Annotated in this window: 17 protein-coding genes; 3 read left to right on the top strand and 14 right to left on the bottom strand. The window is 55.1% G+C overall.

Annotated elements, in window-relative coordinates; all coding sequences use genetic code 11:
* Positions 1–2 precede the first annotated feature (2 nt).
* From soxA to B9Z42_RS05675, 9 genes are all read right to left on the bottom strand, one after another.
* The gene (soxA, locus tag B9Z42_RS05715; RefSeq protein WP_100132757.1) at positions 3–797 is read right to left on the bottom strand and encodes a sulfur oxidation c-type cytochrome SoxA; all 795 of its coding nucleotides are present in this window, start codon (positions 795–797) and stop codon (positions 3–5) included.
* A 26-nt stretch (positions 798–823) separates the two neighbouring features.
* A complete protein-coding gene (soxZ, locus tag B9Z42_RS05710) occupies positions 824–1,135 on the bottom strand; it encodes a thiosulfate oxidation carrier complex protein SoxZ (RefSeq protein WP_199171990.1) in 312 nt (103 codons plus the stop codon).
* A gap of 24 nt (positions 1,136–1,159) precedes the next feature.
* On the bottom strand, positions 1,160–1,615 hold the full coding sequence (soxY, locus tag B9Z42_RS05705; RefSeq protein WP_100132398.1) for a thiosulfate oxidation carrier protein SoxY: 456 nt from the start codon (positions 1,613–1,615) through the stop codon (positions 1,160–1,162).
* Between the two features lie 26 nt (positions 1,616–1,641).
* A complete protein-coding gene (locus B9Z42_RS05700) occupies positions 1,642–2,712 on the bottom strand; it encodes a c-type cytochrome (protein WP_100132397.1) in 1,071 nt (356 codons plus the stop codon).
* A complete protein-coding gene (gene soxC, locus B9Z42_RS05695) occupies positions 2,696–4,066 on the bottom strand; it encodes a sulfite dehydrogenase (RefSeq protein WP_369806844.1) in 1,371 nt (456 codons plus the stop codon). The genes B9Z42_RS05700 and soxC overlap by 17 nt, the downstream gene beginning before the upstream one ends.
* A 97-nt stretch (positions 4,067–4,163) precedes the next feature.
* Positions 4,164–4,478 (bottom strand): hypothetical protein, encoded by a 315-nt coding sequence (locus B9Z42_RS05690; protein WP_100132396.1) that lies wholly within the window; start codon positions 4,476–4,478, stop codon positions 4,164–4,166.
* A gap of 14 nt (positions 4,479–4,492) precedes the next feature.
* Complete coding sequence (locus B9Z42_RS05685; RefSeq protein ID WP_100132395.1) at positions 4,493–5,197, bottom strand: Crp/Fnr family transcriptional regulator; 705 nt, start codon at positions 5,195–5,197, stop codon at positions 4,493–4,495.
* Entirely contained in the window at positions 5,194–5,682 is a 489-nt protein-coding gene (locus B9Z42_RS05680; RefSeq protein WP_233203545.1) for a thioredoxin fold domain-containing protein, read from the bottom strand. Before B9Z42_RS05680 ends, B9Z42_RS05685 begins: the two co-directional genes overlap by 4 nt.
* Positions 5,679–6,662 (bottom strand): MBL fold metallo-hydrolase, encoded by a 984-nt coding sequence (locus B9Z42_RS05675; RefSeq protein ID WP_233203544.1) that lies wholly within the window; start codon positions 6,660–6,662, stop codon positions 5,679–5,681. The genes B9Z42_RS05680 and B9Z42_RS05675 overlap by 4 nt, the downstream gene beginning before the upstream one ends.
* A gap of 315 nt (positions 6,663–6,977) precedes the next feature.
* Here B9Z42_RS05675 and B9Z42_RS05670 point away from each other — a divergent pair, with 315 nt between their 5' ends.
* From B9Z42_RS05670 to B9Z42_RS05660, 3 genes are read left to right on the top strand one after another with little or no spacing between them, the layout of a single operon-like run.
* Positions 6,978–7,313: a c-type cytochrome gene (locus B9Z42_RS05670; protein WP_100132394.1), complete on the top strand. Its 336-nt coding sequence runs from the start codon at positions 6,978–6,980 to the stop codon at positions 7,311–7,313.
* A gap of 13 nt (positions 7,314–7,326) precedes the next feature.
* Positions 7,327–8,613, top strand: coding sequence for an NAD(P)/FAD-dependent oxidoreductase (locus B9Z42_RS05665; protein ID WP_100132393.1), 1,287 nt, complete (start codon positions 7,327–7,329; stop codon positions 8,611–8,613).
* A gap of 29 nt (positions 8,614–8,642) precedes the next feature.
* Positions 8,643–9,056 carry a DsrE family protein gene (locus B9Z42_RS05660; RefSeq protein ID WP_369806855.1) on the top strand — a complete coding sequence of 138 codons (414 nt, stop codon included), beginning with the start codon at positions 8,643–8,645 and terminating at the stop codon, positions 9,054–9,056.
* Here B9Z42_RS05660 and B9Z42_RS05655 read toward each other — a convergent pair whose 3' ends face one another.
* The 5 genes from B9Z42_RS05655 to pyrR form a co-directional block, all read right to left on the bottom strand.
* Positions 9,057–9,344, bottom strand: a complete 288-nt coding sequence (locus tag B9Z42_RS05655; RefSeq protein ID WP_233203563.1) for a metalloregulator ArsR/SmtB family transcription factor — start codon at positions 9,342–9,344, stop codon at positions 9,057–9,059.
* 161 nt (positions 9,345–9,505) lie between these two features.
* Positions 9,506–10,237: a 1-acyl-sn-glycerol-3-phosphate acyltransferase gene (locus B9Z42_RS05650; RefSeq protein WP_100132390.1), complete on the bottom strand. Its 732-nt coding sequence runs from the start codon at positions 10,235–10,237 to the stop codon at positions 9,506–9,508.
* A gap of 13 nt (positions 10,238–10,250) precedes the next feature.
* Complete coding sequence (locus tag B9Z42_RS05645) at positions 10,251–11,576, bottom strand: dihydroorotase (RefSeq protein ID WP_100132389.1); 1,326 nt, start codon at positions 11,574–11,576, stop codon at positions 10,251–10,253.
* Positions 11,573–12,535, bottom strand: a complete 963-nt coding sequence (locus B9Z42_RS05640) for an aspartate carbamoyltransferase catalytic subunit (protein WP_100132388.1) — start codon at positions 12,533–12,535, stop codon at positions 11,573–11,575. The genes B9Z42_RS05645 and B9Z42_RS05640 overlap by 4 nt, the downstream gene beginning before the upstream one ends.
* 1 nt (position 12,536) lies before the next feature.
* Positions 12,537–13,034: a bifunctional pyr operon transcriptional regulator/uracil phosphoribosyltransferase PyrR gene (gene pyrR / locus B9Z42_RS05635; RefSeq protein WP_100132387.1), complete on the bottom strand. Its 498-nt coding sequence runs from the start codon at positions 13,032–13,034 to the stop codon at positions 12,537–12,539.
* Between the last annotated feature and the right edge of the window lie 26 nt (positions 13,035–13,060).

Below are 13,060 nucleotides of genomic sequence, written 5' to 3'. Positions count from 1 at the left end.
CCTTATCGTTTGATCGCAGGCGCGATGGCTTCGCCACCTTTGCCGTTCACACCCATGTACACGCCCAAAGCGATGGTGACATCACTGCCAAACAAGGGGTAAGGGAAACGCTGTTGACGGTAGCAATCGTTCAAGCGCAACTGGGCGCCCCACATTTGTCCGTTGGACACACGGTAAGCGGGCCAAGCACCAAAACCAGCACCAGCACCGGGGTTCTTGGTCAGGTTGGGCAAGTCTTGCAAACGGATGCGTTTGTCGTCTTGGCTGTGGCAAGTGGCGCAGGCAAAGTCGTGTGAGCCGCCGCGCATGAAGAACAGGCGCTTGCCCACTTCGTACATCTTGCGTTCTTCGATGTGGCTTTGTGAGAGGTTGAACTTCATGCCTTTGGATTCCGCAGAAATCCACGTGGCCAAAGCGGTCACGTTGCTTTGCTCGCCTCTGCCAAAAGGAGTCTTGGAAATCTCTTCACCATTGAAGCCTTGCAGCTCTTGCATGCAAGTCACCAAACGGGATTCAAGGTCTTGCACACGGCCCGTATCGGCAAAGTAACGGGGCAATTCAACCCACGCGCCTTTGACAACACCTGCGCCTTTGCCCAAATCGCATTTTTCAAGCGAGACATTTTTTGGCCCGCGTTTTTGCTTCCACAGGTCTTCACCTTTGGCTTCAAACAATTCGGCAGGATTGCCGTCTTGCAGCATGGCGCGGTACTCCGCGATGCTGTCGGCGGATGACTTTTGGGCGAACGCTGCGGCCGACAAGCCAATGAGCCCTAAGGCAATAATTATTTTTTTCATGCGTGTCTCCACTGCGTTCGAGTTCATCACGAAACGGTGGCTTCGTCAGAGCGTGTGTCGCCCTTGTTGTCTTTCCAAACCACGCCCACTTTGTCACCGGCCTTAGCGCCTTTGATGGTGAACTGCAAGAACGGGTTTTTAGACACAGCTGGGCCCCACTCGGCTGTCATGACGACTTTGCCGTTCAATGTGGCTGTCACGTCTTGGATGTGCCAAGCGGGAATGGTTTTGCCGGTACCGTCTTTGCGTTGACCGGATTCCATTTCGTGGCTCATCAAGACACGGATGGTTGCTTTATCGCCAGCTGCTTGGGCGCGAATGCGCATTGGATCTGCCATGTTATTTCTCCTAAATTTTCTAAATTAGCCGCCGCAGCCGCCGAGTGTGACTTTGACTTCTTTCTTCGCAAAGAAAGCTTTGCCGTCGTTGGTGATTGCGACGGCGTACACGTCAGACGATTGGCCCATCTTGGCGCGTGTAGAGAAATTGGCATCTACGTCTGGCGACACGTTGAACATGGCAATCAAAGCCGATGGATTTTTCTCCACCAGTAACAACACACGTTTGACGTTAGCCAAGCTGGTACTCACGCCCAAGGGCACCACAGCGCCGTTTTCAGCGATGTCTGGACCGGTGATGGTGACGTCTTTGCTTTCCACGGGGGCTGCGCCACCCATGACTTTGACAGCATCTGCAACGCTTTTCGCGTCAAATGCAGCTTTTTCAAACGCTTGCGCGTAGTGTGGAAACAGGCCGGTTGAGGCCAAAAGGCCTGCCACCGCAGCGCTGTGCTTGAGGGTCTCGCGACGAGTTTGCATGTCATGCTCCTAAAAAAAGTTTTGGGTTATTTTGCCGCACCTGCGGCTAGCCAATTGGCCATGATCTTGATGTCCCCATCAGGCGCATTCTGAACAGGCATTGGGATGGGGCCCCAAACGCCGACACCACCAGCCTTGATCTTGCTGGTCAAGTAATCGGCCTTGCCTGCATGCTTCTTTGCGATATCGCTGAAGCTTGGGCCCACCACTTTGGTGTTTTGCGCATGACATGCCGTGCAATTGTGCTTGGCCAGCAATGCCAATGCAGGATCTGCCACCTTCGCTGCTGGTTTAGCAAACGCAGGAGTTGCTGTCACACCCGCAGCGGCTGACTTGTTTTCAGGCATCGTCGTGTTTGCGCCATGTTGCTGTCCAACAAAACGGTTTTGATCAGCCAAGTTACCGTGCGCGTTACGTGCGTAGTCGGGCAGCATGGAAGCCACATGGGTTTCTGGAATGCAGTCTTTCATGCAGGCGACATTGGCTGTATCGGGCTTGGGGGTGCCGTTGAACTCTTTGCCTGGCCACATTGCGTGCTTGGTAGTCATGCCATGGCGGTTAGGCATGCGCTTTTGCACCTCCGCGATGTTTTTGTCGGACAAAACATAATTTTCAGGCACCACATCGGCCAAGCTCAACATGTAGGCAGTCACCGCATACACCTCATCCGGCTTGAGTGACTTAGGCGCCGTCCAAGGCATGGCGCGGTTGATGTAGTCCCACAGGGTGGACACGGTGGCGACCTTCATCATCGTGGTGCGGCCGGGAAAGTCGGATCGTTTCAAGTTGGCCACGTTGCCGGTTTTGATGTCGTCTTTGGTCGTGCCGCCCACTAATGGACTAAAAACTTCGTTGGACTCACCAAACACGCCGTGACAATGGGCGCACTTGGCTTCCCACAAGTCTTGGCCTTGGGCAACCGAGCCTGAGCCTGCAGGCAACCCTTTGAAGTCAGGGCGAACGTCGATGTCCCATGCGGCCACTTCTTTGACGGTGGCGGGACGGCCCACGCCAGGGTAAGCCGTGCTTTGTGCACTGGCAAAACCAGCAGTCGCCAACAAGGCTGTGGTCAAAACAACTTTAAGAAACTTGGACATTTTTAACCTCGCCGTTTTCTTGCACCAACCAAGATTGGATGGCGTTGTTGTGATAAATCGAACGGGTGCCACGCGCCGCACGCAAGTGCTTGTAGGTGGGTTGCACAAAACCCGTCTCGTCTGTGGCGCGACTTTGGATGATGGCGGGCTTGCCGTCCCACACCCAGTCGATGTTGAAGCGGGTCAGCGCTTTGCTGAGCACCGGCGTTTCCAAGCGGGCTTGACGCCAATTACGGCCACCGTCGACAGACACGTCAACTTTTTTCACCTTGCCGCGGCCCGACCATGCCAAGCCCGTGATGTTGTAAAAACCTTTGTCTAACAGGACTTGACCACCAGAAGGCGTGGTGACTACGCTCTTGCACTCTTGGATGTTGGTGTACTGACGGTGTTGACCATCGGGCATCAAGTCCATGTAGTGCACGGCTTCGTCTTTGGCTGCGTAGGGCATGTCGCCCACCTCAATGCGGCGCAAGTACTTGACCCAGCTCACACCTTGAATGCCGGGCACGATCAGGCGCAAGGGGTAGCCGTTTTCCGGGCGCAGCATTTCGCCGTTTTGACCATAGGCCACCAGCACTTCGCCAGACAAGATCAAGCTCATGGGAATGGTGCGGGTCATGGATGAACCGTCGCCACCTTCGGCTAAGATGAATTTGGCATTCTTGAAGTCAGCGCCCGCGATTTCGAGCAAGGTGATCAAAGGCACGCCAGTGAACTCGCTACACGACACCATGCCATGCGTGTATTGCACCGTAGGCACAGCCACGTTACCCCACTCGACCGCCGTGTTTGCACCGCACTCGATGAAGTGGAAACGTGAGACGGAAGGCAACCGCATGATTTCATCCATGGTGAACACCTTGGGTGTTTTCACCATGCCGTTGATCATGAAGCGGTGCTTAGACGGATCAATGTCCCACCAACCTTGGTGGTGACGCTCAAAGTGCAAGCCACTCGGTGTGACGATGCCAAACAACGATTGCAAGGGCGCAAACGACACCGAAGCTTGCGTGGTTTGTGTCAAGCCTGGGCTTTGACGACGTTGCACGTTAGATTCGAACTTGGACGGTATGCCGTATCCATTGTTGGCAGCCACACCTTGGCCGAGGCCTGTCGCATGCTCTGGCAGGTTCAAGATGTTGGTGTCCCCGCCCTCGGTAGGCACAGGATTGCCCTGAGCCAAAGCCATGGGTGCAGCAGCACCTGCGGCAGCAGCGGCAAATGCACTGCGAATGAAGCTGCGACGACCGTTTTTGCTTTCTGCAATGACGGTGCTAATTCCGTCATGGTCTAAAAAATTTTCGGGTGCTTTTTGAATGCGTCCCGATTGAATGCCATCTGGTGTTTTCACAGACAGTCCTTCCACATCAAGTTATATATCAACAGACGCTAATATAAATCATCTCTGATACGAAGACCATCGGGTTTACGCCATAACCCAAATTAACTTAACGAAACTTGTAGTGGCGTTTGTTCAAGACAGCCGCTACTGCGGTGGTGTCTTCTGGAAAAAAACCGAGGTTGAGTTCTGTGTTGCAGTACTCCACCATGCCGCGCAAAGCACCTGCCGTGTTGATGCGACCTTTCGGTTTGTAAATCGCATTGCCATTGCCTCCGACGCGACGAATGTGGCATTCGTTGCATTGGTTTTCTGCAATCAGTTTTTCACCCGCTTGCAGATCTGCCTCTTTAAAAAGAGGATGTTGCTGCGCATTCGCGATACTCGCAGACATCAACAAAATCACAATAAGAAACTTTTTCATGCGCAGCCTATTTGTTAGTTCTCTTGCAAAAGCGCGGGCAACAGGACCTTGTAGCGTCGCCCCTGCTTGTCCAGAGGCTCAATGACACCTGCGCGCACCAAGGTTGTCACCTCGCGGCTGACAGTTTCAAGCTTCAAATCCATCATGGCGCCCATATCGTCGCGACCAAACAAGGTGGCAGTGCCATCTTCGGACACCTCATGCATTTTGTAAATGAAATGCCGCACTCGCTGACGCGCACTGCCAAAGTTCAACTCAGCCAGCCAGTCGTCCGCCTGCTTCAAAGCACTTTGCCACTTCTCCATGAGCTTGCGATGCAGGCGCGGGCTATTGGCCCCGAGTTGATGAATCACATCCAGCGGAATCCGGCACAGGGACACTTCACTCAAAGCCACAGCTTGACTGTCGTAGTGGCCTGTGGCCAAGGCTTCTAAGCCCACCACATCGCCAGCAAACAGAACACGCACCACACGCTCTCGACCGTCTGCCGTGACACGAACCAGCTTGACCAACCCCTTTCGCAGGGTGAACACGCCCAATGCTTTGTCTGACTCGTCGTACAACGATTGCCCAGACCGATAAACCAAGTCGTCAATCGGTGCATGGATGAGTTTGAAGTCTTGCTCATTCAAATCGGCAAACAACACCATATCTCGGACACCGCAATTGCGGCAGTCTGATGTGCCCCGCCAAGCTGACTCGGTTTTGATAGGAATCATGTGCCAGCCACCACGCGACGTGCCACTGCCAGCTGCTCATCCAAGTAAGCACCGTAGAAATCCGGCAAATAGGCGCCTTTCAGTCGAGGGGCCACTTCACGCCCTTGCGCGCCAAAGAACAACACGGTGGGCGCCAACTTGATACCCTGCTTGCGTACCCACGCATCGTGCGTGAGGGATGTGCCATCAAAATCCGCCAAAGCACGGTTGTCGCGCATGTCGATTTGCACCACCTGCAAACCCGAGGCTCGTAAGGGCTGCAAATAGTTCTCGCGCACCACTTTGCAAAACGCACAGCCATGCAGACTGACCATCACCACCAAGGGTTGTTTGACGCGGAGTGCTTGATCAAGCGAAGCAGCCAACGACTCTGTGCTGGGCAAAGTCACAGGTGCGGCTAGAGTCGTCAGAGCGCCTGAGCCCAACGCGAACAAGGCGATGCTTTGTAAAGCTTGGCGTCGTGACAAACATGTAGCCCGGTTCACTTGGCTTCATGCTCCATCAGCAAATAGGTGTTGTAAGCGTTCATACGGTTGGCTGATTTAAAAAGTGGCATTTTGTCAAATTTTGACCAATCCGTTGCACTGTAGGCACTTTCAAACGGTTCCATGTCTCTGGCAGCTCGGCCCATGACTTCGCGCAAATAGATCAAGTAATCGCGCGTCAATGTCATATCCCCCTTGGGATCGTTGGAGATAGGGCCATGACCTGGAACTACCCATCGGGTATCAAATTGGAGCAAGTTTTCCATAGCATCTATCCAATGGCGGCTGTCTGCTTGGCCCACAAATGGAATGCGATTTCGAAACACCAAGTCGCCTGCAAACAATACCTTCTGTTTTGGCAAGTAGACCACCAAGTCTTCGGCAGTATGGGATGGTCCGACCGGTTGAATGTCAAAGCGCACGCCACCCACAACGAGCATTTTGGATGTGATCAACCATTCGTCGGCAGGTACCAAGCGGGTTTTCTCGTCTACCCACGGCCAAAGCTCTTGACGTGAAATGTCCAAGCGCAAACGCGCCGTGTCTGAGGTGAGGTACTCGCGCGCAGCGCCATGCGCCACGATGCGTGCACCCACCTCTTTGAACACTTGCAAACCGTAAATGTGATCAGCGTGGTAATGCGTCAGCACTACGGTGTGAATGGGCTTATTTGTCACCTTGGCGATTTCAGCCAACAAGCGACGCGCAAGTTCTGGCGAACCCAAAGCGTCAACCACCACCACCCCCGCAGGCGTGACCACAAATCCAGCGTTAGAAATGAAGTTTTGATTAGCAGACGACCCCATTTCGGAAGCGCCCTGGACGTAGTACACGTTGGGCACAACTTGCTTGGCCTGCATCAGAGGTTGGGGTGAAGCCACTTGCGTTCGTGGCACTTCAGCATACGAAGCAGTGACCAAGCCAGCGCAACACAGCCACAAAACCACGCTTAGAAAACGAAAAAACGGTGCTTTCAACATCACTTCTCCCAAAGAGGCCGCGGTATTGGACTTGATCTGTACCAAGTTATACGTATGCCAGAGCGCATAGCATAGACTAAATATAAGCAACGACTAAATCATATGAAGCAGACCCTACGCATCCCGCTTCAATGCGCGCCCCATCAGTTCGCCGACATGGATGCAGGGGTAGGACAGACAACGAATTCAAATTCTTAAGCTATAGTTTTTCAACTGGATGAGCGCACCAACACTGGGTAAACCCCGTGCAGGCGTTTTGTCATTCTGGATATATTACCGATCACTGATTGATTTTCTCTCTTCAACGAGGTCACGATGAAAAAAACACATTCCCACTTGCTGCGTTTACTCGCTGCGACAGTCTTTTCCGTGGGTTTGAGCGTAAATGCATACGCCGAAGACAAAGCCACGCAACTCAACAACCGCGCCACCGCAGCCATGTGTGCCAATTGCCACGGCACCGAAGGACGTACCGTCGAGGGGTCAGCTATTCCCGCTCTGGCAGGCATGCCCAAGGACTACCACGTGCAGCAAATGCAAGCCTTTAAAAATGGCACACGCCCTGCGACGGTGATGCATCAGATCACCAAGGGCTTGACCGATGCCCAAATCGACACCATTGCTAGCTACTACGCTTCCATCAAGCGTTAATTAAGGATTCATCATGAAACGTCGTAGTTTTGTTCAAGCCTCACTGGCGCTTGGTTCTTTTGGCGCACTTGGCAGCATGGTGGGTTGCGCATCCGTCGGTCGTGTACCCGAAAAAGCGCGTGTGATCGTGGTGGGTGGCGGCTACGGTGGCGCGACTGCCGCCAAATACGTTCGCATGTTGTCGAATTACCAAATCGATGTCACCATGATCGAGCCCAGTGGCGCATTTGTGTCCTGCCCCATCTCCAACTTGGTGATCGGTGGCAGCAAGACCATGGCCGACATCACCACACCCTACGACAAGCTTTCGGGCAAGCACGGCGTGAACATCGTGCGCGACTATGTCGCCAGCGTGGATCCCCTCAAAAAAACCGTCACCTTGGCCAGCGGCCCCACCATTCGCTACGACAAGCTGATCATGTCGCCTGGCATCGACCTGATGTTCAACACCATCGAAGGTCTGAAAGAAGCGCAAGCCTCCGGCCAAATTTTGCAAGCTTGGAAGGGCGGACCTGAAACGCTGGCCCTGCGCAAGCAACTCGAAGCCATGGACGATGGCGGGGTTTTCGCGATCACCATCCCAGAGGCCCCCTACCGCTGCCCTCCAGGCCCTTACGAGCGTGCCAGCCAAGTGGCCCATTACTTCAAGCAACACAAGCCTAAATCCAAAGTGCTGATCTTGGATGCCAACCAAGACGTCACATCCAAAGGGCCACTGTTCAAAAAATTCTGGGCCGACAACTATAAGGGCATCTTGGAATACGTGCCACAGCACAAAGTCGTGGCAGTTGATGCGAAGACCAACACTTTGAAATTCGAAATTCAAAACGACATCAAAGCGAACGTTCTGAACGTATTGCCTACGATGCGTGCGGGTGGCATCGCCGTCCAGTCGAACTTGGCCAACGTCAACGCCCGTTGGTGCGGCGTGCACTACCAAACCTTCGAGTCCACACAAGCCAAAGACATTCACGTCATTGGCGACTCGATCATGATTGCACCGCTCATGCCCAAGTCTGGCCACATGGCCAACTCGCATGGCAAGGTCACAGCAGCGGCTATCGTGGCAGAACTGTCCGACATGCCGGTGAATCCTGCACCCTTCCTCAGCAACACCTGCTACAGCTTTGTGAACGACAAACTGGTGGTGCATGTCGCGTCGGTCCACCAGTACGACGCCAAAGACAAGACCTACAAAACCGTACCTGGTTCTGGCGGTGTATCACCAGCCCCTAACGAGCTCGAAGGCATTTACGCGTGGAACTGGGCTCAAAACATTTGGGCTGACAGCCTGATGTGAAAATACGCCGCATGAACATCCTCAAATACATTTCACACGCATTTGCCAGCTTGATATTGGCATTGAGCTTTGGCGCTGTGCATGCCCAAGACATCAAAGTCGTCTACCACGTCAACACGGGCGTGGAAACGGCTGCGGGCATTTTGGGCAATGTGCGCAACCACCTGAGTGCCGACCCCAGCGCCAAAATTGTGGTGGTCACACACGGCTTGGGCATCGACTTTTTGCTGGATGGTGCCAAAGACAGCAAAGGCCGTGAGTTCAGTGGCGTGGTCAGCGACTTAAGCGGCAAAGGCGTGCAGTTCAGGGTGTGCAACAACACATTGATCTCACGCAACATCGACGCCAATAAAGTCTCTATGGACGCCAAGATCGTGCCCTCTGGCGTGGCCGAAGTGGCCCGTTTGCAAGCCAAAGAAGGCTACGTCTACCTCAAACCCTGATCAATGGGCGATGTCGCTGTCGATGGCAATTTGGGTGCACACGGCGCGGCATAAGGTAACAACCCGGTCGTTGATGATGCGGTAATAAATTTGCACACCTTCACGGCGGCGACCCAAAATCTTCGCCTTGAACAAGGTGTTCAGATGCTGCGACATATTGGGTTGGGTGGTGTCAATCTCGGCCAGCAACTGACCGACATTCTTTTCTTCGGTACACAAGCTGTTGATGATTTTCAAGCGCATGGGTGCAGACATGACGCGAAACGTTTCTGCGGCCAGAGAAAACATGAGGTCCAAGTTTTCTTGATCTGAAGCGGCTTGCGCTTTGGCGCTTGTGACTTTCTTGGCAACGGTCTTCACCGTTTTTGCCGCCGTCTTTTTTGCTGCAAGAGGTCGTGCCGCAACTTTGGTTTTGGTAGGTGAAAGGCTTGCCATGGGTAAAGAGCTTATCAGTTGCGTAAATCTGCCACTGTCGCTTGCAGGTCTAGGGCCCACACACGGCGGTTGCGGCCATTGGCCATTTGGGTGTCACCGTAGCGGACTTGCGCCAACAGCGGCGGGGCGCACAGAGTACGCCACAAAGAGCTCACCAGCGTGTCATGGTCGTGATAGCAAGGTGCAAAGCTGTGCTGGCCGGTTCGCGCTTCTAAAAATTGCAAGGCAATAGGCTGAATCGGCGCATCGGCTGAGATAGCCGCTTGCAACAGATTGGCATGAAAAGGCAACAAACTCACGCCATCTCCTGTGCCGCCTTCGGGGAACACGGCCAGCACTTGACCTTGGCGCAAGGCGTCCGCCATTTGGTGGACCACGCGCATGGCATCACGGTTAGACGAACGTTCGATATACAGCGACCCACCCCCTGTTGTGAGTACACCCACCACGGGCCAAGCGCGAATCTCAGACTTCGCCACAAAGCGGCAATGGCATGCGGCGTGCATCACCAAAATGTCAAGCCATGAGATGTGATTGGCTGCCATCAGCACAGGTCCTTTGGCAGGGTGGCCTTTCACGCGCACCTGAATGCCCATCACAGCCAACATGCCGCGCGCCCACACTTCCACATAGCGGGCCTGTTGCTCATCACTGAGTTTGGCAAACGTCCAGCGAACGATCACATAGCCACGCACCACACACGCCAAAACGCGGATGAATTTCCAAAGGGCTTGAAGAGCACGCATCAGAAAACGCGCATCACGCTTGGAACGCTAAGCGACCCGCCACCAAGGTGGCTTTGACACGCCCGGGCAAAGCCATACCCGTCATGTCAAATGCAAACGGCGTGTGCTTGCCTTGGCTATGCAAGGCATCAGGCAAAACTTGCCATTGCATTTGCGGGTCAAACACCACCAAGTCGGCCACACCACCTACGTGCAAATGACCTGCGTCGCTGGCTTTCGCTGCGGCCTTGCCAGCGCCAGAACGCAGGACCTGCGCGGGTTGTGCGGTCAACACATCCAACGCACGCATCAGACCTGCACCGCTGTCTTGCGCCCACTTCAGCGCCAAGCTCAGCAACAGTTCCAAGCCGGTGCCACCGGGTTCAGCCTCGGCAAACGGCAGGGCTTTGGCGTCGGCATCCACGGGGGTGTGGTCAGACACCAAGGCATCCAAGGTGCCATCAGCCAAGGCAGCGCGCAGAGCATCGCGGTCGCGTTGTTGGCGCAACACAGGCGTCACACGGGCGCGGCTGTCGAAGTAGCCCATGTCGTGATCGCTCAAATGCAAGGAATTGATGCTGACATCGGCCGTCACAGCCAAGCCTTCTTGTTTGGCAGCACGCACCAACGCCACGCCTTCTGCGCTGGAAATACGACACAAATGCACACGGGCTTTGGTGCTGCGCATGAGCGCAAAAATGGTGTGCAGGGCAATCGTTTCGGCCGCTACGGGCACGCCACTCAAACCCAAACGCGTCGCCAACGGACCGCTGGCTGCCACGCCTTTGCCCAAATGCAACTCTTGCGGACGCAACCAGACGGTGTAGCCATAGGTGGAGGCATATTGCAAGGCACGTTGCAAGACTTGGGTATTTTCCAAAGGCACTTCGGCTTGGCTAAAACCAATACACCCCGCCTCGGTCAGCTCCGCCATTTCGGTCAACACTTCGCCTTTGAGGCCACGGGTCAAAGCGCCCAATGGAAACACATGCGCGCGATGCAAGCGCTCGGCACGAAACTTGAGCATTTCCACCAAACCGGGCTCATCCAACACGGGGTCGGTATCGGGCGGGCACACCAAACTGGTCACGCCGCCGGCCACTGCGGCAGTTAGCTCGGAGTCCAACATACCCTCGTGCTCATGACCTGGCTCACGCAAGCGCACTTGCAAGTCGACCAAGCCCGGCGCCACGATGCAGCCCGTGGCATCCACCGTTTGCTTGGGGCGAAACCCAGCAGGCATGGCCTCACCGGGCTTGACGATGGCCAACACATGGCCATCAGCAACGACCACATCGGCGATTTGGTCGAACCCGGAGGCTGGGTCCATCACGCGACCGTTTTGAATCAGGATGTTCATGCTTCATTCCCCGCCACGATAGACATCACGGCCATACGCACAGCAATACCAAACGTGACCTGCGACAAGATCACACTTTGCGGTCCATCGACCACCGCCGACTCGATCTCCACACCGCGGTTGATCGGCCCGGGGTGCATGACGATGGCATCGGGTTTGGCCAATTGCAACTTCTCTTGTGTGAGGCCAAACGACTTGAAATACTCTTGGCTCGATGGCAACAGGGCGCCACTCATGCGCTCGTTTTGCAAGCGCAGCATGATTACCACGTCGCAGCCCTTGATGCCTTCTTCCAAGTTGTTGAACACGCGCACGCCCATGGCCGATAAGTCGCTGGGCACCAAAGTCTTGGGGCCCACCACGCGCACCTCGGCGCAGCCCAAGGTGGTCAGCGCATGGATGTCCGAGCGGGCCACACGCGAGTGCAGCACGTCGCCCACGATGGCCACGGTGAGGTTGGTGAAGTCTTTTTTGTAATGCCGGATGGTGTACATGTCCAGCAAACCCTGTGTGGGGTGGGCGTGACGGCCGTCACCGGCGTTGACCACATGCACATGCGGTGCGACGTGCTCGGCAATCAGGTAAGGCGCACCAGACTCGCCATGACGCACGACAAAAATATCGGCCGCCATGGCGCTCAAGTTGGCGATGGTGTCGAGCAGCGATTCGCCCTTGGCAGCTGACGAGCGCGCAATGTCCAAATTAAACACGTCGGCCGACAAACGCTTGGCCGCGATTTCGAACGTGGTGCGGGTGCGGGTGCTGTTTTCAAAGAAGAGGTTGAACACGCTCTTGCCACGCAGCAGCGGCACTTTTTTGACTTCGCGGTCGTTGACCGATGTGAAGTTGGCCGCCGTGTCGAGGATGTGCGTCAAGATGTTGCGCGACAAACCTTCGGTCGACAGCAGGTGAATCAGTTCACCGTTTTTGTTGAGTTGTGGGTTGCGTTTGTAGAGCATGTCAGCCCTTCACAGAAAAATTAAATGCACCGCTCTCGGCCTTGGCCAAGGCGAGCGACTGACTGGCGGGCAAGGCCACACGGGCGGCTGCGAAATCGGCTTGCACCGGCAACTCGCGGCCACCTCGATCGACCAAGACGGCCAACTGCACAGAGGCGGGCCGACCGTAATCAAAAAGTTCGTTCAGCACGGCGCGGATAGTGCGCCCGGTGTACAGCACGTCATCCAGCACGATGATGTGCGCGCCGTTCACTTCAAACGGCAGCTTGGTGGCGCCACCATCCGCCAAGCCGCGCTTGGAGAAATCATCACGGTGCATTGCCGACGAGATGCTGCCCGCCGCGCCTGCTAGCCCTAAGTCTTTTTGCAAGCGCGCAGCCAGCCAAGCACCGCCCGAGGTGATGCCCACCAAACGGGTCTCTGGCGTTAGCATGCTGCGCACGCCCTTAAGCAGTTCTAAATACAAGCTCTCAGCATCAAGCAAAAGATTGCCGCTCATGCCCAAACTCCGTGCGTGCAATGGTT

Source organism: Limnohabitans sp. B9-3, assembly GCF_002778325.1.
GTDB classification, from domain to species: Bacteria; Pseudomonadota; Gammaproteobacteria; order Burkholderiales; family Burkholderiaceae_C; genus Limnohabitans; species Limnohabitans kasalickyi.
The sequence above is the reverse complement of the archived record's forward strand: the minus strand, read 5'-3'. Positions and strand labels throughout refer to the sequence as shown.

What these genes read in the sequence shown, in the direction of transcription:
- soxA (WP_100132757.1), bottom strand. Translation starts at nt 797, where the DNA reads ATGAAAAAAATAATTATTGCCTTAGGGCTCATTGGCTTGTCGGCCGCA.
- soxZ (WP_199171990.1), bottom strand. Translation starts at nt 1,135, where the DNA reads ATGGCAGATCCAATGCGCATTCGCGCCCAAGCAGCTGGCGATAAAGCA.
- soxY (WP_100132398.1), bottom strand. Translation starts at nt 1,615, where the DNA reads ATGCAAACTCGTCGCGAGACCCTCAAGCACAGCGCTGCGGTGGCAGGC.
- B9Z42_RS05700 (WP_100132397.1), bottom strand. Translation starts at nt 2,712, where the DNA reads ATGTCCAAGTTTCTTAAAGTTGTTTTGACCACAGCCTTGTTGGCGACT.
- B9Z42_RS05690 (WP_100132396.1), bottom strand. Translation starts at nt 4,478, where the DNA reads ATGAAAAAGTTTCTTATTGTGATTTTGTTGATGTCTGCGAGTATCGCG.
- B9Z42_RS05685 (WP_100132395.1), bottom strand. Translation starts at nt 5,197, where the DNA reads ATGATTCCTATCAAAACCGAGTCAGCTTGGCGGGGCACATCAGACTGC.
- B9Z42_RS05675 (WP_233203544.1), bottom strand. Translation starts at nt 6,662, where the DNA reads ATGTTGAAAGCACCGTTTTTTCGTTTTCTAAGCGTGGTTTTGTGGCTG.
- B9Z42_RS05670 (WP_100132394.1), top strand. Translation starts at nt 6,978, where the DNA reads ATGAAAAAAACACATTCCCACTTGCTGCGTTTACTCGCTGCGACAGTC.
- B9Z42_RS05665 (WP_100132393.1), top strand. Translation starts at nt 7,327, where the DNA reads ATGAAACGTCGTAGTTTTGTTCAAGCCTCACTGGCGCTTGGTTCTTTT.
- B9Z42_RS05655 (WP_233203563.1), bottom strand. Translation starts at nt 9,344, where the DNA reads ATGTTTTCTCTGGCCGCAGAAACGTTTCGCGTCATGTCTGCACCCATG.
- B9Z42_RS05650 (WP_100132390.1), bottom strand. Translation starts at nt 10,237, where the DNA reads ATGCGTGCTCTTCAAGCCCTTTGGAAATTCATCCGCGTTTTGGCGTGT.
- B9Z42_RS05645 (WP_100132389.1), bottom strand. Translation starts at nt 11,576, where the DNA reads ATGAACATCCTGATTCAAAACGGTCGCGTGATGGACCCAGCCTCCGGG.
- B9Z42_RS05640 (WP_100132388.1), bottom strand. Translation starts at nt 12,535, where the DNA reads ATGCTCTACAAACGCAACCCACAACTCAACAAAAACGGTGAACTGATT.
- pyrR (WP_100132387.1), bottom strand. Translation starts at nt 13,034, where the DNA reads ATGAGCGGCAATCTTTTGCTTGATGCTGAGAGCTTGTATTTAGAACTG.